The sequence below is a fragment of the Streptomyces sp. QH1-20 genome (assembly GCF_041283565.1).
GTDB lineage: Bacteria > Actinomycetota > Actinomycetes > Streptomycetales > Streptomycetaceae > Streptomyces > Streptomyces syringius.
Map to the genome: position 1 here is coordinate 320,462 of NZ_CP166299.1, position 21,175 is coordinate 341,636.

The following is a 21,175-nucleotide window of genomic DNA, read 5'->3' on the forward strand; positions in this document are numbered from 1 at the left end:
GGCGGTGACGTGCAGGCACCGACCCCGGAAACACGGAAAGGGACATCACAGTGACGACAGCAAGCACATCCGCGGTGCGAGCGAACCTCCCCAACGGAACGATCCGCACCGTGGTCGGCGACGGCAACAGCCACTACGACCCGAGCGTCACCCAGGGGACGTCGGCCCATCTCGACTTCGGATGGGGCGGCGTGGCGACGGACGCCGACGGAAACCTGTACGTCGCCGACCACGGCCACCACGTCGTGTACAAGGTCACTCCCGACAACACCATGACCGTGGTGGCCGGCACGGGCGAGCCGGGCTGGGCCGGGGACGGTGGCCAGGGGCGCTCAGCGAAGCTGCACGACCCGTTCGGCGTGGCGGTGGACGGCCGGGGCAACGTCTACATCTCCGACAAGGGAAACCACCGCATCCGCAAGGTCACCGCCGCGACCGGGATCATCACCACGGTCGCGGGCAACCGCCGGCAGGGCGACTACGCGGGCGACGGCAGCCAGGCCACGGCCACACCGCTCAAGGAGCCCAACGGCGTGGCCGTGGACAGCGCCGGAAACCTCTACATCGCGGGCAACGGGCGGCATCGCGTCTACAAGGTCACCCCTGACAACATCATCACCACGGTCGTCGGCACCGGGAAGCCCGGTTTCAGTGGCGACGGCGGGCCGGCCACGACCGCCCAGCTCAACACTCCCCGCTATGTGACGGTGGACGCCGCCGGGAACCTCTACGTCGCCGACGAGCTCAACCATCGCATCCGCAAGGTCGACGCCACGACCGGGATCATCACCACGGTCGCGGGCAACGGCCGGCAGGGCGGTTACGCGGGCGACGGCAGCCAGGCCACCGCCACCCCGCTCGACTTTCCCAACGGCATGGCCGTGGACGGTGCCGGAAACCTCTTCTTCGCCGGGAACGAACAGGACCGCGTCTACAAGGTCACGCCCGACAACATCATCACCACCGTGGCCGGCACCGGGGAGCGCGGCTACGGCGGGGACGGTGGCCGGGCCACGGACAAGGGTGTGAAGTTCACCCGCCCCCGCGGGGTCGCGCTGGACCGCTGGGGCAACCTGTACATCGCCGACACCGACAACGGCCGCGTGCGCCAAGTGATCGGGGTCGTCGGCGGGACCGGCGGTGGCGACGAGACCACACTGGAGATCCAACAGGAGCAGCCGACTCCGGCCGTGGCTCCTGGTGGAACAGTCAAGTTCAACGTCCGGTTCACCTCCCCCACCGGGAAGCCGGTCGACCCCGGCGAGATCACCCAGACGTTCACCGCGCCGAGCGGGTTCGTGTTCAGCCGGCAGCCGTCGTACGCCTACTACTCCACGAAGCCTCGCGTCCAGGGAAACCTGGGCAGCCCCGACGGGTACCCGAGCAGGACGCTGGTGTTCACGGCCAACCCCCGCGTCACCAAAGCGACGGGCCCCCTTGTCTACACCTTCGTCCTCCAGGCGCTGCCCGAAGCCGAGCCCGGTCCCCGCAAGGACGGCAGGGCGTGCGTCGGCAGGCACCCGGCCGTCCAGCTCGAAGCCGAGGTCACGGGCACGGTGGCACCCCTGCAGCTGACGCAGGTGGCGGAAGAGCGGGCCCAGGCGGCGCCCGGTGGCGAAGGCAAGCTGAATGTGGAGATCCGCTCCACTCAGCGGCTCGACGGGGCCACCCAGGTGGTGCAGCGCTTCAAGGCACCCACCGGGTTCGTCTTCACCGGCGGGGCGACGTACGGCTACTACTACATCGCCTCGCACCCCAACGGGACACTCACGACCGAGCTCGCGGACAACGACACGACCCTGCTCGTGACATCCCCCTTGCGCCTGAACACGGACCCGGCCAAGGACCGGAGCCCGGTGCAGTACACCCTCACCATCCGGGCGAAGAACGACGCCCCGCGCGGGAAGCAGCGGGGCGACGTCACCATCGGCTCCACCACCATCCCGCTGTACGCGAACGTCCTCTGACCACGAGAAGCCCCTATGCGGGCCCCGCCCCACCCGGGCGGGGCCCGCGTGTGGGCAACCCGGACAGACCATCGATCAGCCTGCGAAAGGGTGCTTCATGGATATGACAGCCACGAGGGACGGCCTCGCCGAGCCGACGGCGGCGCCGTTCAAGAGCAGCATCACCACGGTGGCGGGCAGCGGTACCGCCGGGTTCGGTGGCGACGGCGGGCCCGCCACGGCCGCCGGTCTGCACTGCCCTTTCGGCGTGGCGCTCGACGGCCTCGGTTCTCTCTACATCGCCGATTACCAGAACCACCGGGTGCGAAGGGTGGATCCGCACGGCATCATCACCACCGTGGCCGGGAACGGCACCAAGGGATACGGCGGTGACGGCGGGCCCGCCACGGCCGCGAGTCTGAAGGATCCCGCCGGTGTGGCGCTGGACGGCGAGGGCAACGTGTACATCGCGGACCGCTCCAACCAGCGGGTGCGCAGGGTGGGTCCGGACGGCATCATCACCACCGTGGCCGGTGACGGCACCCCCGGATTCGGCGGTGACGACGGCCCCGCCACCGCCGCCTCATTGAACTTTCCCCACGCCATGGCGGTCGACTCTGCCGGCGTTCTGTACATCGCCGATGACTACAACCACCGGGTGCGGAAGGTGGGTTTGGACGGCATCATCACCACCGTGGCCGGTGACGGTGCCGACGGCTTCGGTGGCGACGGAGGGCCCGCCACCGCCGCCTCGCTCCACTTTCCCCACGCCGTGGCCTTCGACGGCTTTGCCAATCTCTACATCGCGGACCGGTACAACTACCGGGTGCGGAAGGTGGGTACGGACGGCATCATCACCACCGTGGCCGGCAACGGCACCATCGGGTTCAGTGGTGACGGAGGCCCTGCCGTCACGGCCGCCCTGAACCTGCCGCAGTGCGTGGTGGTCGACGGCCTCGGCAACCTCTACATCACCGACTACGGCAATGAGCGGGTTCGGAGGGTCGGTACGGACGGGATCATCACCACGGTGGCAGGCGGAGGGGTGAAGGGGTACGGCGGTGACGGCGGACTCGCTTCTCTGGCCCTGCTCGATCAGCCTCTCGGCATCGCGGTCGAGGTCACCGGCGAGCTGTACATCGCCGACTTCGGCAACCACCGGGTGCGGAAGGTGAGCGGCGGTGCGGAACGTGAGTGACGGGGCGCGCGGGCGGCGACTGCGGCGCGCGTCTCAGGCGGGCCGAACGATCAGTGTGCCGTCCGGCGCGGAATCGACGCGTGTACCGAAGTCACGGCCGATCCGCTCGAAGAGGCCGTGAAGCCAACGGCAGTCCTCCGACGAGGCGTGCCGCAACCGCATGCGCCAGGCCCGCAAGGGCGTGATGCGCACCTCGTGGAGGCGGCCGGTGCCGGGCTCGACCGAGACCAGATACAGCAGCCGCAGGTCGTCCCGGTACGCCTCGTAGCCGGTGATGCCCTCGTAGTCATTGACCAGGTCACCGCAGCCGTAGGCGATGAGCTTTCCCCGGTGTACCTCCAGCGGCCGGGGGTGGTGCGAGGAGTGCCCGTGCACGACGTCCGCGCCGCCGTCGATGAGGGCGTGCGCGAAGCGGATCTGGTCGCGTGAGACGTCGTAACCCCAGTTGGAACCCCAGTGGATCGACACGACGGTGATGTCGTCGGGGCGCTTCGACTGCCGTATCCGTGCGACCGCCTCGGTCGCCGCGGCGTCCGACGGCCCGGCCACGAAGTGGATGCCGTTCCGGGCTGCCGTGGCGGCCCAGTTCCGGGGGACGCCGCTGGACGCCATTCCGAAGGAGTGGACCTGGATTCGTCGGTCCCCGGCGACAGGGACGATCGCGGGCTGTCGCGCCTCCTGCGCGTCGCGCCCGGCTCCGGCGGTACGCAGGCCCGCGCCGGCGAGGGCATCGAGGGTTTCCTCCAACCCTCGGTGGCCGTAGTCCAGGACATGGTTGTTGGCCAGCACGCAGACGTCGGGACGGGCGGCGGCCAGGCAGGGCAGGTTGGCGGGGTGCATGCGGTAGTGCACCTCTTTGCCGGGTGCGACCTCGTCGTTCTGCGTGACGCTGGTTTCCAGGTTGAGGATCCGCGCGTCGGGCGCGGCTTCCTCGAGCACCGCCAGCGCGTCACCCCACGGCCAGCGGAAATCGACGGGGCGGGGAATCGGGCCGTTCACCGTCTCTGCCAGCTCGACGTAGGCGCGGGCGTCCTTGATGTACGCCTCCCGCAGGGCCGAGTCGCCGGGGTGCGGAAGGATCTGGTCGACGCCGCGGCCGAGCATCACGTCACCGCTGAGGAACAGGGTGACCAGGTCACCACCCATTCCCCCAGGCTATGCCTGTCCGTCCCGGATTTCACGTCACTGTGCCGATCGGCTCGGGCGGGGCGTGGGGCGCTGCACCGCACATCGATGTCCGAAGGCCGCCAGCAACGTCCGGCTCCACCGATCACCCTGGTGGTATGACGCAACCACGCACGACCGACTCGACAGCTCTCCTCACCGGCATGTACGAGGCCGAGGCGAAGTACCTGGCAGCCGGCGGCCCCGGCGAGGCACCCTTCGATCTCCTCGCCCCCTTCTTCGCGTCCGATGTCGTCCTCCATCAAGCCGATGCGCTCCCCTATGGCGGCACCTGGCGTGGACACGCGGGTCTCACACGGTTCTTCCTCGCGATGAGCGACGCGTGGGAGTCGTTCGACATGGTGGATCAGGAATTCCTCGCCACCGGCGAGACCGCGGTGGTGCTCACCCAGGTACGGGCGCGCGCCCGTGCGACCGGCCGTGAGCTCTCCTTCCCGATCCTGCAGACGATCACCGTGCGGGACGGGAAAATCGTCGAGGTCCGCCCCTATTACTGGGACACCGCCGTGATTGCCGATGCCTGCGCGGTACCAGCACGGCTCGCCTGAGGCCCGGCGAAATACCCCGGCGGCCGCCGGTCCTGCCCGGTACAGTCCGAGGGGCATTTCGCGTCCCTGGCACACAAGGAGATCGAATGACGTCCCTCATCCGGCACATCACCTTCGACTGCGCCGAGCCGCACGAGCCTTACGAGCTGGCCGAGTTCTGGAGCCGGGTCCTCGGTCATCCGGTCCACCCGGAGGACGAACCGGGCGACGACGAAGTGGCCTTGGAGGTACCCACCGGTCAGCCGACCCTGCTGTTCATCCGGGTACCCGAGGCGAAAACGTTGAAGAACCGCGTACACCTCGACCTGCAACCGGACCAGCCGCGCGATGAGGAAGTGCAGCGGGTGTCGGCGCTCGGCGCGACCATCGTCGACGACCGGCGCAAGCCGAACGGCAGGGGCTGGGTGGTCTTCACGGACCCGGCCGGTAACGAGTTCTGCATCGAGGCCAGCGCGACGGAACGCGCGGCCCTCGATGCCGGCGGCACACCGACCGGGCTGTGACGGCCGGGCGACAGCCCCTACGTGCGCCCGGCTCGGTAGGGGCCGCCCCGGAAGTACATGCTCTGGTGCGAACGCGGGTGGTCGCCGCGCTCGTACGCGGCGTCGGACCGTTCCGCCGGGGCGGACCGCGTGGCCAGGTTCCGGAGCGTCTCCAGGCCGGCCAGCACCTCGTCGCGGTTGCCGGCCGCCCGCATCCACCGTGGCAGCCGGGCGAACATGGCCATCGTGGGACGCATGCCTCCCCGTTCACGCAACCGGGCTCCGATGTGCGCGCCCAGTTCGTCGACGTGCTCCTCGTTGTACGCCCACAGGATGTGCCCGGCACAGCGGGTCTGGAGCCACAGCGGCCGCCGGAAGAACGGGTCGTGCGTACCACCCGGCACGGCGCCGACCACGCCGGCGCCCCGCGCCTCGGGTTCCCAGCCGTCGACGGCACCGCACCCCGCACACGTCAGGCGCCGCGGCTGGAACAGCAACTCGCCGAAGTGGCGTGGCTCAGGAAGACCGGGGCCGGGTACGACGAGCGCGGACCCGCCGCACCGGGGGCAGACCACGATGATGCAGCCGGTGAACTGCACCAATCCCCTTCCCGGGTCGTAGTGGCGGGTCCGGTCGATCGGCTCGGAACTCATGACGGACACCATGGCAGGTGTGCGGACCCGTCCGCGACCTCGTTCCCCCGCCCTGCTCCCGCCCCCGCGCCTACCCCCGCTCCAGGCGGCTGAGCAGGCCGCGTTCGAGGGCTGTGACCACCGCGTGCGTGCGGTCGCTGACATCGAGCTTCGCGAAGACACGCAGCAGGTGCGTCTTCACCGTGGCTTCCGCGATGGCCAGGCGTTTGCCGATGTCGGCGTTGGACAGGCCGTCGGCGACCGCGTTCAGTACGTCCCGCTCCCGTGCGGTCAGGGCGACCGGGGCGGGTTGCCGCATTCTGGCCATGAGCCGTTGCGCGACCCGGGGGGCCAGGACGGTTTCGCCCCGGGCTGCGGAGCGGATGGCGTCGACGAGTTGCTCGCGCGTGGTGTCCTTGAGGAGGTAGCCGATGGCGCCCGCCTCGACCGCGCGCTCGATCTCGACGTCGGTGTCGTACGTCGTCAGGATCAGAACACGCGTCCCGGTTTGGCCCGCCACGATTTCCCTGGTGGCGGCCACCCCGTCGAGGACCGGCATGCGCAGGTCGATCAGGGCCACATCGGGTTCAAGGCGCCGGGCGAGCTCGACGGCCTCCCGGCCGTTGCCCGCCTCGCCGACGATGTCGATGGTGGGCTCCGAGGCCAGCAGGGCGACCACGCCGGCGCGCATCACCGTATGGTCGTCCACCACGATGATGCGGAGGTTTCCTTCTGTCGCTGTCACAGCCGTCATGTCACACCTGACCGTTCGTGGGGACCATGGCGAGGACGCGGGTGCCGTCGCCGACCGAGCTGGTGACCGTGAGCTCGCCGCCGAGTTCGGCCAGCCGCTTGCGCATGCCGTCGAGGCCGAAGCCGCAGGAGTCCGCGACGACGAAGCCGCGGCCGTCGTCGGTGATCTCCAGTTCCAGACCGTAGCCGTGGTCGGCGAGGACGACGCCCACGGTGGAAGCGGCCGCGTGTTTACGGATGTTGGCCAGCGACTCCTGCGTGCAGCGCAGGAGGGCGATCCGGGTCTGCTGGTCGCATTCGACGTCCGGCAGCTCCGCGTCGACCGTGAGGCCGGTGTCCTCGGCGAAGCGGTCCAGGGTGCGGCGCAGGGCGCGGGCGACCGAGCCGGGGGCGACGCCGCTCTGGGGGGCGGAGCCGACCAGGACGCGCGCTTCGGCGAGGTTCTCGCGGGCGGTGTGCTCGATGGAGAGCAGCTGTTGGGCGCTCTTCCCCGGGTCGGTACCGAGTCCGGAGCGGGCCGCCTCGGCGAGCACGATGATGGACGCGAAACCCTGGGCGAGGGTGTCGTGGATGTCCCGCGCGAGCCGTTCCCGCTCCTCCGCGGCGCCCTGGCGCTGGTGGGCCTCGACCAGCTGCTGGTGGGCGTTCTCCAGCTCGGCGTTCAGTCGGCGGGCACGTTCGTCGCTCTGCCGCACGATGCGATGCACCAGCAGCCCGACGAGCACACCGGCCGCGTAGCCGATGACGGTGAAGGCGACGTTGCCCGTGAGGAGTTCCGTGTGCCGAACGGCCCGGGCGGTCACGGTCACCACCACGGCGGCGCCACTGTAGGCAATGGCCGATCCCGGGCTCGCGGCGAACATCCAGAATTGCGGGAGGGACACGATGAACAGCGCCGCGCCCCCGCCCGGCAGACCGCCCATCGCCCCCACACCGAGGGCGAGGACACTCAGATGAACGCGCGGACGCCACACGGGATTGCCCGGGAAGAGACGCAGGGTGGCGTAGCCGAGGGAGATCACGGCCAGCAGCGCCAGCGACCAGTATTTCGCCGCTCCGGAATCGTTCCGCACACCGATGACGGAGGGCGCCAGACCGAGGAGCACCCAGGCGACGGTGTACCACCGGTGAAGCGTCGGTATCCAGAACCGGTCGTTGGGCTGTGGCCGTTGAATCATGCTGGTCAGCCTACGTTTTCGAGCGGTCGGCCGACCGGGACGACGGGCGGTGCTCCGCGACCGTTCCGCGACGGCCACCAGCACCTGTCGCCGAGCAGCAGCATGAGTGCGGGCAGGATCACGATACGGATGACGAAGGCGTCGATCAGTACGGCCACCGCCAGGCTGAAGCCGATCTGCTTCATCTCCATGATGTGCAGGGGCACGAAGCTGGCGAACACCGTCACCATCACGAAGGCGGCGCTGGTCACCACACTCGCCGAGCCGCCGATGCCTTCGAGTACGGCCTGCCGGGTCGGCACACCGCGGAGCACACCCTCCCGGATCCGGCTGATGACGAACACCTGGTAGTCCATCGACAGGCCGAAGAGGATCACGAACAGGAACAGCGGTACCCGGGAGCCGACCGAGCCGGTGGAGGTGAAGTCGAGCAGGGGCTCGGCCCATTCGCCTTGGAAGACCAGCACCAGCAGACCGAGCGAGGCGGCGGCCGAGAGCAGGTTCAGTGCCACGCCGATGAGGCCGAGGAGCACGGAGCGGAACGCCCACACCGTCATGGCGAAGGTCACCAGGAGCAGGGACCCGATGACGATCGGCAGCTTCTGCTTCTGGTGCTCGGGGTAGTCGGCGTAGCGGGCGACGTCCCCGGTCACCGCGGTCCGGGCGCCGGTCACCTGGCCGACGGTGGCCGGTACGTACGTCCCGCGGAGGCGTTCGAGGGATGTCTGCGCCGCGTCGGAGCTCACGTGGTGCGGTACGGGCAGTTCCAGGAGGCTGACGCGCCGGTCGGGTGAGGTGCGCAGTTCCGCCGTGCCGGTGAGGGCCGGGTCGGCTTCGGCGCGGCGGGCGAGTTCGCGCAGCGCGCCGGTCACTTCGTCGGCGAGGGCGGGCTCAGCGCGTACGACGACCTGGTGCATGGACTTCAGTTCCGGGAAGGCGTGGTTCAGCCGGTCGTACGTCTGCATGGCGGGGATGGAGCGGGAGTGGGTCTCGCGGCCCATGTCGGTCAGTTCGAGGTCCAGCAGCGGGGCGGCCAGGGCGAGTGTCGCGAGGACGGCGACGGTCAGGGTGGCGGCCGGACGCCTGCTCGTGGCGCGCAGGACGGCCCCGGTGAGGCGACCGGCACCGCCCTTCGGCTGCCGGGGGTGCTTCGGCTGTGCGGTCCCGCTCCCGGCCGCGCGGGCGGCCTTGCGCAGCGCGCGGCGCTCCGCCCGCTCACCGAACGTGGCCAGCAGCGCGGGCAGCACGGTGAGCGAGCTGACCACGGCGACCAGGGTGACGACGATCGCGCCCGTGGCGATCGAGGAGAAGATGACGTCGTCCACCAGGTACAGCGTCGCGCTGGAGACGGCGACGGCGAGCCCGGAGAGCACGACGGCCCGTCCGGAGGTGGCCGCGGCGAGTTCCACCACGGCCTGCGAGCTGAGCCGGCCGCCCGCCCGGGCGCGTTCCTCCCGTTCGCGCTTGAGGTAGAAGAGGGTGTAGTCGACGCCGACGGCCAGGCCGATCAGCAGGATGACGTTGGTGCCGACGCCCGCGTCGGGGAAGGCGTGCGAGGCCAGCATGGACAGGCCGATGGCGGCGGCGATCGAGGAGAGTGCCAGCAGCAGCGGCACGGTGGCCATCGCCACGGAGCGGAAGACGAACAGCAGGGTGATCAGGGTGACGGGCAGCGCGATGATCTCCGTGCGGGAGAGGTCGTCGCCGCGCAGCTTCTCGACGCCCTTGCTGATGGAGGGGCTGCCGGTTTCCTCCACGCGCAGTGCGGGGTGTGCGGCCCGCACCGCGGCGGTCTGCGCCCGCAGCGGTGCGACGTGCTTCTTGCCGTCGAGCTCGGGGCCCTTCATGGTCACATCGACCCGGACCGCTCTGCCGTCGGCCGAGCGCACGGGCGCGCCCACGGAGGCGACTTCGGGAAGTTTCCGCATCCGGGCGGTGATGTCCCGGGCGGCGGTGTCCGCGGCGGTCCGGTCGAGCGTGTCCGTGCCGGGCTTCGCGGTGATCAGCACGCGCTCCACGGGCTTCTGGTGCAGTCCGCCCCCGGCCGCCATGGCCTCCGCCCGGCCCGCTTCACCGACGCGGAAATCCTCACTGGTGGCGGCGTTGGCGCCCACCGAGATCCCGGCGCCGAGACACAGGGCGACGAACAGGAACCAGCCGCCTATCGCGCGCCACGGGTGCCCGGCACTCCAACGGGCCATACGTACAGGGAAGGTCGTCATGGTGTCCATGCTGGTCGCCGGGGTGCCGCTGCCATGAGCCTCGACCGGTTGAACTTCGTGTCCACCGGTCGGTGGACACGAGGGGTCGCCCCCAGCCCCCTTCGCCCCAAGTCCCTTTCCCTCACACCCCGGTGGGGTCGTCAGGCCCCCTGTCGCACACGCGTCCGCCCCTTTACTCTGGAGGCGCAGTCGGTTCGCGCTGTCCGCCTGGCAGCCGCGTCGTAAGAGGGAACCCGGTGGGAGTCCGGGACTGCCCCGCAACGGTGAGTGGGAACGAACGTCGTCATCGGCACCGGTCCGGGAGAACGGGTCCGGGAAGCGACGGCCGGTAGGTGCGAGGTAGGTCGCGTGCGACCTCGCAGGCCCACGAGTCCGAAACCTGCCCACTGCGCGCGTGCGGCCCGCACGCGCTGATCGCGGTGGCCTCGAGGGTGGGCCGGCGGGTGCAGGTGGGCATCGTGCTCGTGCCGGGCGGCGTCCGCTGTTCCTTCGCGTGCCCTCAGCGGTCCCGGGATCCCGGCGACGCGCGAAGGAGTGCCCTGGTGACCGATGTCCCTCGCCGCCCTCCCCCCAGGCCGCCTCGGTGACGTCCTCCGGGCAAGGGGGCGCCCCCGTCCCGCCCTCCCGTACGGCGGTCGGCACGGCGCCGCAGACCGATCGAGCCGTCGTCGACGCGCGGCCCGTGCTCCGCGTTCCGTGTGCACGGGACGGGCGGACCTTCTCGGGGGTGTGCCACGGCACCCTCGGGGAGCTGTTCCAGGGGCCGCTCCGACACGAGGGCGAGCAACGCATCGCGCTCGTCTCCTTCCCCGTCGACCGGCACTCCTGGGTGCATTTCACCCGGGGTGCCGGCCCTCCGGGGGCCTTGCCGGCCGGGGAGAAGACGGCGCGGGCCGCCGGGCTGTTCCTGGAGCGCTACGGCCTGACCCTGCCGCCGGGCCGGTGGAGTGCCCATTCCGACCTGCGCGTCGGCGTGGGCATGGCCAGCTCCACCGCCGACATCGTGGCGACGCTGCGCTGTCTGTTCCGGATCTTCTCGCTGCCCTACGACCCGCGTGCGGTGATCGAGGTGCTGTCCGCGATCGAACGCGCGGACAGTGTCTTCCTCGACGAGTTCGCGCTGTATCTCAGTGACCGGCACCGTGTCGTCCGCCGCATGGGAACCGCCATCGCCTTCCACACCGCGTTCATCACGGAGGCCGGCACCGTCGACACGGCCGCGGTGACCCCGCTGCTGCTGCGGCACTACCTGCGGCGGTCAGCGGACTACGAGCGCTGCCTGACCGATCTCCTCAAGGGCTTCTCGGCAGCCGATCCCGCGGCTGTCGCCCGTTCGGCGACGACCAGCGCCGCTCTTTCCCAGGAGGTGCTGCCCAAAGCCACGTTCGAGACCGTGCTGGCACACCGCGAGGAGTTCGGGGCGGACGGTGTGTTCGTCGCGCACACCGGCTGCCTCGTCGGCTATCTCTTCGCCCGCCGCCCCTCCCCCGCGCTCAAGGACGAACTGTCCGGCTTCTTCCACACGCTCGGCCACCAGTGCTCATTCGCCCAAGGAGGCTACGGGTGATACACGCCCATATCGCCGACGCTCTCAAGTCCCCGCACCTGATCCGACTGTCCGACGGCATGGTCCTGGCCCGCTTCGAATCCATGAAGATCTACTCCGCGCTCGCCGCGGTGCGCCGACTGCTCGACCGGGGCACGGTCCGGCCCGGGCAGACCCTCGTCGACAGCTCCAGCGGAATCTACGCCCAGGCACTGGCGCTGGCCTGTCACCGCTACGGCATGCGCTGCCACATCGTCGCGTCCACCACCGTCGACGCCACCACCCGCGCCCAGTTGGAGATCCTCGGCGCCACCGTCGAGCAGGTCGCCCCGTCGAAGAACCTCGCACTCGACCAGGAGCTGCGCGTGGCGCGGGTGCGGCAGATCCTGGCGGAGCGTCCCGACGTCCACTGGATGCGTCAGTACCACGACGACATCCACTATCTGGGATACCGGGAGTTCGCGGACATCGTCGCCACCGCGCTCCCGGACCGGCCGCTGACCGTCGTCGGGGGGATCGGGTCGGGCGCCTCCACGGGCGGGCTGGTCGAGCATCTGCGCCGGCGTGATCCGTCGGTCCGTCTGATCGGTCTGCAGCCCTTCGGGAGCGTCACCTTCGGCAGTGAGGACCACCACGATCCGGAGGCCATCATCGCCGGCATCGGCTCCTCGATCGTCTTCGACAACGTCCGCCACCATCTGTACGACGCGATCCACTGGATGGACTTCCAGCACGCCATGGCGGGGGCCGTGGCGCTGCTGCGCGAGCACGCGGTGTTCGCCGGCCTGTCCACGGGCGCCGCCTACCTCGCCGCCTCCTGGGAGGCGCGCCGCTGCCCCGGCCGGCTCCATCTGGTGATCGGGGCCGACACCGGTCACCGCTACGTCGAGCGGGTCTTCGCCCGGCACCGCGAGGCCCTGGACACCGCCGCGCTCGGCCCGGCCGAGATCACGTCGCCGGCGGACCTGTCCATGCCCTGGTCGACGATGGCCTGGAACCGCAGCCCCGCACCGGGCCGGCAGAAGGAGCTCGCATCGTGACGGTGGTCTCCCTGGAAGCCCTCACTTTCGGCCTGGGGCACCTGGTCCGGGCCGCCGACGCGCTCGGCGAGCGGATCCGGCTGCTGACCCGCGACCCGCTCGTCTACGCGCACGAACTGCGGCAGCTGCCGGACGGGGCCCTCGACGTGGTCGAGATCGACACCTTCGACGTGGAGGCCGTGGCCGCGGACCTCGCCCGCCTCCCGGGGCTGCGGGGGCTCATCAGCTCGACCGACACCTGGACGCTGGTCGGTGCCGAGCTGACGGCCCGCTTCCGGCTGCCCGGCCTGGACGCCGCCGTGCTGGAGCTGACGCGGGACAAGGCAAGGGTGCGCAATCTGCTCCACGAGGCGGGCCTGACGAGGGGCCGGGCAGTGGAGGCCGGAGCCCTGGGGGCCGACGCCGACTACCCGCGTCGGCTGGGGAAGGAGGTGGGCTTCCCCGCCGTCCTGAAGGACACCGCCGGAACCGGCAGCCAGAACGTCTGGCTCGCCCGGGACTTACCGGAGCTCGAAGAGGCCCTGCGCGAGGCCGGCGGGCGGCGGCTGACCGGCCGCCTCTTCGCGGAGCCGTACTTCTCCGGGCCTCTCTACAGCGCCGAGACACTCACCTGGGAGGGGCGGACCAGGCTGCTGGGCGTCTCCAGCCGGTTGATGTCGCACGAGCCGCACTTCCGTGAGGAGATCACCGCGTTCCCCGTCGCCTTCCCCGAGCCGCAACGCCTGTCGCTGGAGAAGTGGCTGGGCGAGATCCTCGCGGCAGTGGGGTACACCGACCGGTTTGCCCACGTCGAGTTCGCCCTCACCGTGACGGGCCCGGAGATCATCGAGATCAATCCTCGGATCGGCGGTGCTCTCGTCGCGGAGGGCATGTGCCGGGCTCTCGGCTGCAATGTGTACGAGGCGATGGTGGAGGCCTCTCTCGGCCGTCGCCCCCGCCTCATCGACGCGGAGCTGCCGGGCGGCCCGGCGGTCGCGTTCGTACTCGGATACCCGGAACGCGCAGGGGTGTTCACGGGTGTGACGGGCCTCGACCGGCTGGAGGACATGCCGGGGTCGCCCGCCTGGTATCCGGTCAAGCGCGTCGGGGACCGTATCGAGCACCTGGGCGACAGCCGGGGTTACGCGGGCATCGTCTGGGCGGAAGCGGACACCGCTGAACTGGCCACCCACCGCGCCGTGGCCGCCGCCAACGCCGTACGGGTCCACACCGAGCGGGCGGCCGGGTGAGTGGAGGGCGGGCCACGGCGGCGCCCCTCGGGGTCTCGCTTCTCCGGCTGAGCGGACCGCTGCGGTTCCTGCTGGTCAGTTCCTTCCTCATCCCGCTGGGCAGCTTCATGGTCCTGCCGTTCATGTCGGTGTTCCTGCACGAACGGCTCGGCATGGGCCTGGGAGCGGTGGGTCTGGTCCTGGCCGTGGCGTCCCTCGTGCAGTTCTCCGGTGGCGTCGTCGGCGGGGCGCTCGCGGACCGGATCGGTCTGCGGCGCACCATGGTGTGGGCCCTGGTGATACGTACGGCGGGCTTCGTGGGTCTGCTGTCGGCGTTGCGCTGGCCGCCGCTCGTCGTGGGCGCGCTGATCCTCACCTGTTGCGGTGCGGCGCTGTATCTCCCCGCGAACAAGGCGTATCTGGTGCACGGCGTGGACGACGCACGGCGGCCGATGTTCCTGTCGGCCGGGAACGCGGCGCTCAACGCGGGCATGGCGGTCGGACCGCTGATCGCCGGCCCGTTCGTACTGTCCTCGCCCGGTTGGCTGTTCCTCGCTGCGGCCGCCCTGTTCCTGGTCGTGACGGCCGGCCACGCGCTGCTGCCCGCGGAGGGCGCGCCGGTGGGGCCGACGGGTGGGGCCGGCGGCGCGGATGCGGGGAGGGCCGGTGGTGCGGCGGTGGGCCGGGGCCTGCTCTCGGGCGTGGCAGCGCTGCCCTTCGCGGCCAATCTGCTGGCCTTCTATCTGTACTTCTACTTCCAGCACTATCTGGCTGTGTTCGCGGTGGAGCGGGCGTCCAGCGAGTTCTACAGCCTGGTGCTGCTCACCTGCTTCGTCCTGGTCATCGTGGTCCAGCCACTGGCCTCCGGCTGGATCCGTCGTATGCCCTACCGGTGGGCGCTGGTGGGGGGTTTCCTCGCGCTCGCCGCCGGGATGGCGGTCCTGGCGGCCGGCACCCGTCCGACGCTGCTCCTGGGCGGTGCGCTGATCACCTTCGGTGACATCGTGCTGTTCCTGAAGAACGACCTGGAGGCCTTGCGCCGCAGCCCGCGCTCCGATGCCGTCGTGTTCGGGCAGCAGCGTCTCGCGGCCGGCCTCGGCGCGTGCGCCAGCGGGATTCTCGGCGGACAGCTCTACGGTCTCGGCCTCGGTGCCGGAGAGACCGGCTGGTTCTGGCTGGCGGCCGCCGCGCAGTGTCTGCTTCTGCCGCCCCTGCTGCTCGCGGTGCGCGCGGCACCGGGTGCACGGAAACCGATCGACTCGACGACGCGAAGGAAGGCTGATTCCTGATGACACGGACGGACGGGTTCGAGGACGACGAGTTCTGGACCGGGTTCTACGACTTTCTCTTCTCCGAACAGCGCTACACGCAAGCGGAGGAACTCCTCGACTCCTCTCCCCTGTTGGACTTCACTCCCGGATCCCGCGTCCTCGACCTGTGCTGCGGCCCGGGGGTGTTCACCGTTCCGCTGGCCCGTCGCGGCCATCACGTCACCGGCGTGGACCGCAGCCCGGCGATGCTGGAGCGGGCGCGGGAGTTCTGCGGGGCGGCGGGGGCGAAGGCCCGCTTCGTCGGGACCGACGCGCTGCACCACGTCGAGCCGGAGGCGTACGACGTCGTGCTCAATATGTTCACGTCGTTCGGGTACTTCGAGGAACACGCCGACAACATGCGGGTGTTGCACAACATGCGCGCTTGTCTGCAGCCCGGTGGCCGTCTGCTGCTGGACGTGGCGGGCAAGGAGCTCCTGGCCCGAAAGGTCGTGCCGCCGAAGGTCGTCCACCGGGGCGGTGATCTGCTGGTGCAGACCGACACCGTGCTCGACGACTGGGCCCGGTTGCGCAGCGACTGGGTACTGGTCCGGGGCGACCGCGTGCACCGGGCGAGCCTGGTCTGGTTCGTGTACAGCGCGGTCGAGCTGCGGGCGATGGCCGAGGAGGCCGCATTTGAAGAGGTGGAGATCTTCGGCGGCTTCGACGGCCGGCCCTACGACCAGGACGCCGAACGGCTGATCCTTCGCGCCACCCGTAAGGGCTGAACGAGGCGAAGGGGGGGCGTGAAGCCATCGGTCGCGCGCCCTTTCCCGCCTCGCCCGCCACTCGTAATATCACCGGGTCATCGTCGCGACGGGGAATCAGGAAGCCGGTGTGAGTCCGGCACGGTCCCGCCACTGTGACCGGGAAGCGACACCTCTGGGAGACCACCGCGAGCGCGGTCGGGTCCCAGGGAACGTCGCTCCGGGAGTCAGGACACTGTCCCGTCGCGAGGGCTGTCCGAGGAGCGCGGACTCCGCAGGAGGCATCACGTGTACGACGGCATCCACCGTCCTTCCTTTTCGTCCCCCACCCGTCGGCGGGTCCTCCGCTGTGCGTTGGCTTCGGTTCTCGCCACGACCATCCTGGCGGGCTGCGGAGCGACGGACCGTGCGGACGACCGGGCCGGGGCCCCGGGGGCGAAGGGGTTCCCCGTCACCATCAACAATTGCGGCACCCGGACCACTTACGACAAGCCACCCACCCGGGTGGTGACCATCCACCAGCACCCGGCCGAGCTGATGCTCGCCCTCGGGCTGAAGAAGGCCATGGTCGGCACGGCGTTCCCCGATTCCGCGGTGCTGCCCGAGCACCGCCGTGACTTCAACAGAATTCCGGAGCTGGCGAAGAAGGAGCCGTCCTTCGAGACGGTCGTGGACGCCGACCCGGACTTCGTGTACGGCGGCTACGGCTCCGCGTTCGCGGAGAAGGAGGGACGCTCCCGCAAGGTGTTCGCCGAGGCGGGCATCCACACCTACCTGAACCGCGAATACTGCGGCAAAGGCCGTGTGGCCATGGCGGACGCCTACGAGGAGATCCGTACCATCGGCCGGATCTTCGGCATCCAGGGCAGGGCCGACGAGCTCGTGACCCGCCTCGAGGAACGCGTCGACAAGACGACCAAGACGGTCGAAGGCGGCCGACCGGTGCCGGTGTTCGTCTACGACAGCGGGGACAAGGCGGCCTTCACGGCGGGCGGCAAGAGCCTGGGCACGGAGATCATCCGGCTGGCCGGAGGGCGCAACGTGTTCGGGGACCTCGACGAGGTCTTCGGCGACGTCTCCTGGGAGCAGGTCGCCGAGCGCAAGCCCGAGGTCATCGCCATCTACGACTACCGCGGTTCGGGCAGCGTCGAGCAGAAGAAGAAGTTCCTCCTGTCCCACCCCGCCCTCGCCGACGTGCCCGCCGTCAAGAACCAGCGGTTCACGGTACTGCCGCTGACCTCGACCCTGGTCGGTGTGCGGCCCCCCTACGCGGTGGAGGACCTGGCCCGTCGACTGCATCCCGAGCGGTTCCGGTGACGGCCCGTCCGTCGGCCATGGCGGACACGGCCGGCACGGCGTCCCGGCGCTCGCGCTCTGACGGGATGCCACCGCGCCGACGGCGCAAGGTGCCGTATCCCTTGGTCCTGGTGCTGCTCGGCGCTCTCCTGCTGGTCTCGGTGACGGCCGGGCTGACCATCGGTTCGGTGAACGTGCCGCCCGGTGAGGTGTGGGGCATCATCGCCCACCGCATGGGGGCGCCGTGGCCGGAGCCGGCCTGGTCCCGGGCGCGGGAGACCATCGTCCTCGACGCCCGGGCTCCCCGGGTGCTGCTCGGCGCGGTGACCGGCTCCGGCCTCGCGGTGGTCGGCACGGCCATGCAGGCCCTGGTCCGCAATCCGCTCGCCGACCCGTATCTGCTGGGTGTGTCCTCGGGCGCCTCGCTGGGAGCGGTCCTGGTCATCGTCTCCGGTGTGACCTTGTTCGGCACGCTGTCGCTGTCGGTTTCCGCCTTCGCGGGAGCCCTGCTCACCCTGCTGCTGGTCTACGCGACCGCCCGGGCCGCCGGGCGGATCACCTCCGTCCGGCTGGTGCTCTCCGGAGTCGCCGTCGCCGCCGTCGCGACCGCCCTGACGGATCTCGTGCTCCTGACCGCCGACCGCGGCAACCAGGCGCGCGAGGTGCTCGCCTGGACGCTCGGGGGCCTCGGCGGAGTGCGGTGGGACACCCTCTGGCTGCCGGCGGGCGCACTGCTGGTGGCCGTCACGTTGCTGCTCCTGCAGGCCCGGTCGCTCAATCTGTTGCTGGCGGGCGAGGAGGCCGCCACCACCATGGGACTGGATGTGGCGCGGTTCCGCGGCCGGATGTTCGTGCTGCTCTCCCTCGTCACCGGTGTCCTGGTGGCGGCGGCCGGGCCCATCGGCTTCGTCGGGCTCATGCTGCCGCACATCGTGCGACTCTTCGTCGGCGGGGACCACCGCCGTGTCCTGCCGACGGCGGCTCTGGCGGGGGCGGTCTTCCTGGTGTGGGCCGACATCGCGGCCCGGAAGGTCGCCGCACCGCAGGAGATTCCGGTCGGGGTGCTGACCGCCCTGTGCGGTGGCCCGTTCTTCCTGTGGCTGATGCGCCGGGACGCCCGGCGGGGCACCGGCCGGGGGGTGGAATGAGCGCGACGGAACTGGACGTGGAGGGCCTCACGGTCACTGCCGGAGCGCACCGCCTCATCCGGGACGTGTCCGTGAGCGCCGCCCCCGGTGAGGTGGTCGGGGTGGTGGGGCCCAACGGCAGCGGCAAGTCGAGCTTGCTGCGCACCGTCTACCGGGTTCTGCGCCCGGATGCCGGGCGGGTGCTCGTCGACGGGGCGGACGCCTGGCGGCTGCCCGTGCGGCGGCTGGCACGCACGCTGGCGGCGGTGGTGCAGGAGCCCGGCGCCGATTTCGATCTGGTGGTGCGCGACGTGGTGGCCATGGGGCGCACTCCCCACAAACGTCTGCTCGACGGGGACACCGTCGAGGACGCCCGGCTGGTGGATTCCGCACTGGCACGGGTCGACGCGACGGAGCTGTCAGACCGCCCCTTCGACCAACTCTCGGGGGGCGAGCGACAGCGCGTACTGATCGCGCGGGCACTGGCCCAGCAGCCCGCCCTCCTGGTCCTCGACGAGCCGACCAACCACCTGGACATCCGGCATCAGATGCAGGTGCTGGGCCTCCTGCGCCGAATCCCCGCCACGGCTCTGGTCGCGCTCCACGACCTCAACCTGGCCGCCTACTACTGCGACCGCCTCTACGTGCTGCGGGACGGCTCGGTAGCGGCGTCGGGGCCGCCGCGGGAGGTGCTCACCGCCCGGCTGCTCGCCGAGGTCTACGGAGTGAGGGGAGAAGTCACCGTCCATCCCCGGACCGGCGCACCCCATGTCACCTTCCTCCCCGAGGAGGCGGCGACGGGCGGGGACGTGGTGGTGACCGGGGAACCGGCCGCGTCCACCGACGGGCGTCAACCGGACCCGTGGTCGTGCGGGGCCTGCGGCGAGGGGGCGGGAGCGGGGCGTTCCCGGCCGCCGTCGTGACCCGAGGCGACCACGGCGACGAGGCCGACGAGCACCGCGCCGACCGCGACCCGGCCCACCACCCGGGCCGCCCATGCCGGGAGTCGGGGCGGGGGCGGCCGGTCGGCGCCGCCTCCGCGCCGGCCGGGCCACGTGAGCCGCTCGGCGCGGCGGGCAGGGCGCAGCAGCCGTAGCAGGAGCAGGGCGGCGACGGGGAGTTGCAGCAGCCACAGCGCGGTGCGCGGCCACTCGGCGTACCAGACGTTGGTGCCGTACAGCAGGGTGTGCCAGACGCTGAGGACGTAGACGACGACGATGAAGCGGTGCAGTCTGCGCCAGGTGTGCGGGCCGATACGGTGCCGGACGTAGAAGAGCAGGCCCAGGGGGATGGCGAGATAGAGGGCGCCCTGTCCGATGGGGATGGCGAGCCGGCCGGTCCCCGAGGAGTACCCGCCGGGCACGAAGGTGTCCACGAACGCGTCCCAGAAGCGCTGAGCCCAGGTCAACTCCGCTTTGTAGCGTATGAGTTCCGCCGCGAACATCAAGGCGTGGGCGAGCATCAGCGCCATGGTGGTGAGGCTGGTGACGCGGTGCCGGCGTTCGAGCCCGGCCCTGGAGACCGGCAGCCGGCCGGGCCGGGGACCGGAGAGAAGCAGCCCGAGCATGATCGTGATCCAGGCCCACAGCAGTCCCGACCAGCCGAAGGCCTGGCTGAGGATATACATCCAGTAGGTGCCGGCGTCCTTCATGAAGGGCATGACCGCGACGGTCGCCGACTCCCCCGATCGCACACGCGCGAAGAGGAACAGGAAAACGGTAGCGGTGACGGCCAGGGCGGCGCAGACGTCGGGTACGGCGGACCGCGCGTCGGTCTTCAGCGCGGGCCCGCCGCGACGCCGAGGGCCGTCGGGCTCGCGTATGCCCTCTTGACTGCCGGAAGCGGATGTCGCGTCAGACCTCATACGCCGATCCTTCCGCGCGGGGGCCCGCCGTGTCCCAGGATCCTCAATTCCCGCCCCGGGGCCTTGCGTTGAGAGGCCCCACCACAGACGGCAACCTCAGCCGTTGGCGCTGTGGAGCCGGGCCTCCAGACCGTCGAGGACGCGCTGAAGCCCGTAGTCGAAGTTGTCCTCACGGACTTGCCGCGGATCCTTGCCGCGCTGCGCGAGCTGCCCCTCCGGCACCCGCAGGTGCTCCTGCGTGGCCCGCAGGCTCTCCACGAACTCCTGCTCGCTCCTGCCGCTCCGGGCGATCAGCGACAGATACGCGGCCTCGCTGGTCGCCATGCCGATGACGTACGCGATGAGCGTGTTCATGGCCTGGTCGGCCTCGTCCGGGGCGAAGCCCGCGGTCTTGAAGACGGCGAGCATGCGCTCCGACATCCGCATCACGTTGGGCCCCAGGTGGGCGAGGCCGACCTGTCCGAGTACGGAGGCGACCCAGGGGTGCCGCAGGGCCATCGACCGCAGACTGGCACCACTGCGGACCGCGGCCGGACGCCAGCCCGCCGCCTCGTCGGCGGCCGGCACCTCGAGCTCGCCGTACACCTCGTCCACGACCAGCTCGATCAGCTCGTCCTTGTTGGCCACGTGCCGGTAGAGCGACGTGGCCCCGGCACCCAGCCGGGTGCCCAGGCGCCGCATGCTCAGGGCCTCGAGGCCCTCGGCGTCCAGCAGCGCCACGGCCTCGGAGACGATCTGCTCCCGGCTCAGCTGCTCACGCCGGTGGCGCGGACGGGTCCAGACCGAGGCGATCGGCTGCTCATCGGCTGACATACGGCTTCCTCGTTCCCTGTCGGTCTCGCTCCCCGCCCACCCTAGAGCACACCGTGCGCAGTATGCGTACGGCGGCCCCAGGCCGGCCCCACCCCCTACCCGTAGTACTCCGGAGCTACG

At 70.8% G+C, this 21,175-nt stretch carries 19 protein-coding genes and 2 riboswitches; of the genes, 12 read left to right on the forward strand and 7 right to left on the reverse strand.

What is annotated here, in order from left to right; translation table 11 throughout:
* Window positions 1-74: 74 nt before the first annotated feature.
* Window positions 75-1,967 (forward strand): NHL repeat-containing protein, encoded by a 1,893-nt coding sequence (locus AB8O64_RS01575; RefSeq protein ID WP_370417422.1) that lies wholly within the window; start codon window positions 75-77, stop codon window positions 1,965-1,967.
* Between the two features lie 103 nt (window positions 1,968-2,070).
* The gene (locus AB8O64_RS01580; protein WP_370417424.1) at window positions 2,071-3,144 is read left to right on the forward strand and encodes an NHL repeat-containing protein; all 1,074 of its coding nucleotides are present in this window, start codon (window positions 2,071-2,073) and stop codon (window positions 3,142-3,144) included.
* A gap of 33 nt (window positions 3,145-3,177) precedes the next feature.
* On the opposite strand, the gene AB8O64_RS01585 is transcribed toward AB8O64_RS01580, so the two are convergent.
* Window positions 3,178-4,290, reverse strand: a complete 1,113-nt coding sequence (locus tag AB8O64_RS01585; RefSeq protein ID WP_370417425.1) for a CapA family protein — start codon at window positions 4,288-4,290, stop codon at window positions 3,178-3,180.
* Window positions 4,291-4,427: 137 nt separating this feature from the next.
* Here AB8O64_RS01585 and AB8O64_RS01590 point away from each other — a divergent pair, with 137 nt between their 5' ends.
* The gene (locus tag AB8O64_RS01590; protein ID WP_370417426.1) at window positions 4,428-4,877 is read left to right on the forward strand and encodes a nuclear transport factor 2 family protein; all 450 of its coding nucleotides are present in this window, start codon (window positions 4,428-4,430) and stop codon (window positions 4,875-4,877) included.
* Window positions 4,878-4,963: 86 nt separating this feature from the next.
* Window positions 4,964-5,380 carry a VOC family protein gene (locus AB8O64_RS01595; RefSeq protein WP_370417428.1) on the forward strand — a complete coding sequence of 139 codons (417 nt, stop codon included), beginning with the start codon at window positions 4,964-4,966 and terminating at the stop codon, window positions 5,378-5,380.
* 17 nt (window positions 5,381-5,397) lie between these two features.
* Here the strand turns inward: AB8O64_RS01595 and AB8O64_RS01600 are convergent, their stop codons facing one another.
* From AB8O64_RS01600 to AB8O64_RS01615, 4 genes are all read right to left on the reverse strand, one after another.
* Entirely contained in the window at window positions 5,398-6,012 is a 615-nt protein-coding gene (locus tag AB8O64_RS01600; protein WP_370417430.1) for a hypothetical protein, read from the reverse strand.
* A 70-nt stretch (window positions 6,013-6,082) separates the two neighbouring features.
* Entirely contained in the window at window positions 6,083-6,745 is a 663-nt protein-coding gene (locus AB8O64_RS01605; RefSeq protein ID WP_370417432.1) for a response regulator, read from the reverse strand.
* 1 nt (window position 6,746) lies between these two features.
* A complete protein-coding gene (locus tag AB8O64_RS01610) occupies window positions 6,747-7,922 on the reverse strand; it encodes a sensor histidine kinase (protein ID WP_370417434.1) in 1,176 nt (391 codons plus the stop codon).
* A 5-nt stretch (window positions 7,923-7,927) separates the two neighbouring features.
* Entirely contained in the window at window positions 7,928-10,144 is a 2,217-nt protein-coding gene (locus AB8O64_RS01615) for an MMPL family transporter (RefSeq protein ID WP_370417435.1), read from the reverse strand.
* Window positions 10,145-10,317: 173 nt separating this feature from the next.
* Window positions 10,318-10,546, forward strand: a riboswitch (cobalamin riboswitch).
* 181 nt (window positions 10,547-10,727) lie between these two features.
* On the opposite strand from AB8O64_RS01615, the gene AB8O64_RS01620 reads away from it, so the two are divergent.
* The 8 genes from AB8O64_RS01620 (at window position 10,728) to AB8O64_RS01655 (ending at window position 19,301) form a co-directional block, all read left to right on the forward strand.
* Window positions 10,728-11,711, forward strand: coding sequence for a hypothetical protein (locus AB8O64_RS01620; RefSeq protein WP_370417436.1), 984 nt, complete (start codon window positions 10,728-10,730; stop codon window positions 11,709-11,711).
* Window positions 11,708-12,730 carry a cysteine synthase family protein gene (locus tag AB8O64_RS01625; protein ID WP_370417438.1) on the forward strand — a complete coding sequence of 341 codons (1,023 nt, stop codon included), beginning with the start codon at window positions 11,708-11,710 and terminating at the stop codon, window positions 12,728-12,730. The genes AB8O64_RS01620 and AB8O64_RS01625 overlap by 4 nt, the downstream gene beginning before the upstream one ends.
* Window positions 12,727-13,959: an ATP-grasp domain-containing protein gene (locus tag AB8O64_RS01630; RefSeq protein WP_370417440.1), complete on the forward strand. Its 1,233-nt coding sequence runs from the start codon at window positions 12,727-12,729 to the stop codon at window positions 13,957-13,959. The genes AB8O64_RS01625 and AB8O64_RS01630 overlap by 4 nt, the downstream gene beginning before the upstream one ends.
* Complete coding sequence (locus AB8O64_RS01635; RefSeq protein ID WP_370417442.1) at window positions 13,956-15,227, forward strand: MFS transporter; 1,272 nt, start codon at window positions 13,956-13,958, stop codon at window positions 15,225-15,227. Before AB8O64_RS01630 ends, AB8O64_RS01635 begins: the two co-directional genes overlap by 4 nt.
* Window positions 15,227-15,976 carry a class I SAM-dependent methyltransferase gene (locus AB8O64_RS01640; protein WP_370417444.1) on the forward strand — a complete coding sequence of 250 codons (750 nt, stop codon included), beginning with the start codon at window positions 15,227-15,229 and terminating at the stop codon, window positions 15,974-15,976. The genes AB8O64_RS01635 and AB8O64_RS01640 overlap by 1 nt, the downstream gene beginning before the upstream one ends.
* A gap of 56 nt (window positions 15,977-16,032) precedes the next feature.
* Window positions 16,033-16,214, forward strand: a riboswitch (cobalamin riboswitch).
* 29 nt (window positions 16,215-16,243) lie between these two features.
* Entirely contained in the window at window positions 16,244-17,272 is a 1,029-nt protein-coding gene (locus tag AB8O64_RS01645; protein WP_370417446.1) for an ABC transporter substrate-binding protein, read from the forward strand.
* A gap of 65 nt (window positions 17,273-17,337) precedes the next feature.
* On the forward strand, window positions 17,338-18,399 hold the full coding sequence (locus AB8O64_RS01650; protein ID WP_370417447.1) for a FecCD family ABC transporter permease: 1,062 nt from the start codon (window positions 17,338-17,340) through the stop codon (window positions 18,397-18,399).
* Window positions 18,396-19,301: an ABC transporter ATP-binding protein gene (locus AB8O64_RS01655; RefSeq protein WP_370417449.1), complete on the forward strand. Its 906-nt coding sequence runs from the start codon at window positions 18,396-18,398 to the stop codon at window positions 19,299-19,301. Before AB8O64_RS01650 ends, AB8O64_RS01655 begins: the two co-directional genes overlap by 4 nt.
* On the opposite strand, the gene AB8O64_RS01660 is transcribed toward AB8O64_RS01655, so the two are convergent.
* Together AB8O64_RS01660 and AB8O64_RS01665 are read right to left on the reverse strand one after the other, a co-directional pair.
* Window positions 19,229-20,242 (reverse strand): ferric reductase-like transmembrane domain-containing protein, encoded by a 1,014-nt coding sequence (locus tag AB8O64_RS01660; protein WP_370417450.1) that lies wholly within the window; start codon window positions 20,240-20,242, stop codon window positions 19,229-19,231. The genes AB8O64_RS01655 and AB8O64_RS01660 overlap by 73 nt on opposite strands.
* Before the next feature lie 96 nt (window positions 20,243-20,338).
* The gene (locus AB8O64_RS01665; protein WP_370417451.1) at window positions 20,339-21,055 is read right to left on the reverse strand and encodes a TetR/AcrR family transcriptional regulator; all 717 of its coding nucleotides are present in this window, start codon (window positions 21,053-21,055) and stop codon (window positions 20,339-20,341) included.
* Window positions 21,056-21,175: the final 120 nt, after the last annotated feature.

Bases quoted from the DNA above. Each gene is read 5' to 3' on its own strand.
- AB8O64_RS01650 (WP_370417447.1), top strand. From the start codon at position 17,338: ATGCCACCGCGCCGACGGCGCAAGGTGCCGTATCCCTTGGTCCTGGTG.
- AB8O64_RS01640 (WP_370417444.1), top strand. From the start codon at position 15,227: ATGACACGGACGGACGGGTTCGAGGACGACGAGTTCTGGACCGGGTTC.
- AB8O64_RS01655 (WP_370417449.1), top strand. From the start codon at position 18,396: ATGAGCGCGACGGAACTGGACGTGGAGGGCCTCACGGTCACTGCCGGA.
- AB8O64_RS01580 (WP_370417424.1), top strand. From the start codon at position 2,071: ATGACAGCCACGAGGGACGGCCTCGCCGAGCCGACGGCGGCGCCGTTC.
- AB8O64_RS01665 (WP_370417451.1), bottom strand. From the start codon at position 21,055: ATGTCAGCCGATGAGCAGCCGATCGCCTCGGTCTGGACCCGTCCGCGC.
- AB8O64_RS01615 (WP_370417435.1), bottom strand. From the start codon at position 10,144: ATGACGACCTTCCCTGTACGTATGGCCCGTTGGAGTGCCGGGCACCCG.
- AB8O64_RS01595 (WP_370417428.1), top strand. From the start codon at position 4,964: ATGACGTCCCTCATCCGGCACATCACCTTCGACTGCGCCGAGCCGCAC.
- AB8O64_RS01610 (WP_370417434.1), bottom strand. From the start codon at position 7,922: ATGATTCAACGGCCACAGCCCAACGACCGGTTCTGGATACCGACGCTT.
- AB8O64_RS01585 (WP_370417425.1), bottom strand. From the start codon at position 4,290: ATGGGTGGTGACCTGGTCACCCTGTTCCTCAGCGGTGACGTGATGCTC.
- AB8O64_RS01600 (WP_370417430.1), bottom strand. From the start codon at position 6,012: ATGAGTTCCGAGCCGATCGACCGGACCCGCCACTACGACCCGGGAAGG.
- AB8O64_RS01590 (WP_370417426.1), top strand. From the start codon at position 4,428: ATGACGCAACCACGCACGACCGACTCGACAGCTCTCCTCACCGGCATG.
- AB8O64_RS01660 (WP_370417450.1), bottom strand. From the start codon at position 20,242: ATGAGGTCTGACGCGACATCCGCTTCCGGCAGTCAAGAGGGCATACGC.
- AB8O64_RS01605 (WP_370417432.1), bottom strand. From the start codon at position 6,745: ATGACGGCTGTGACAGCGACAGAAGGAAACCTCCGCATCATCGTGGTG.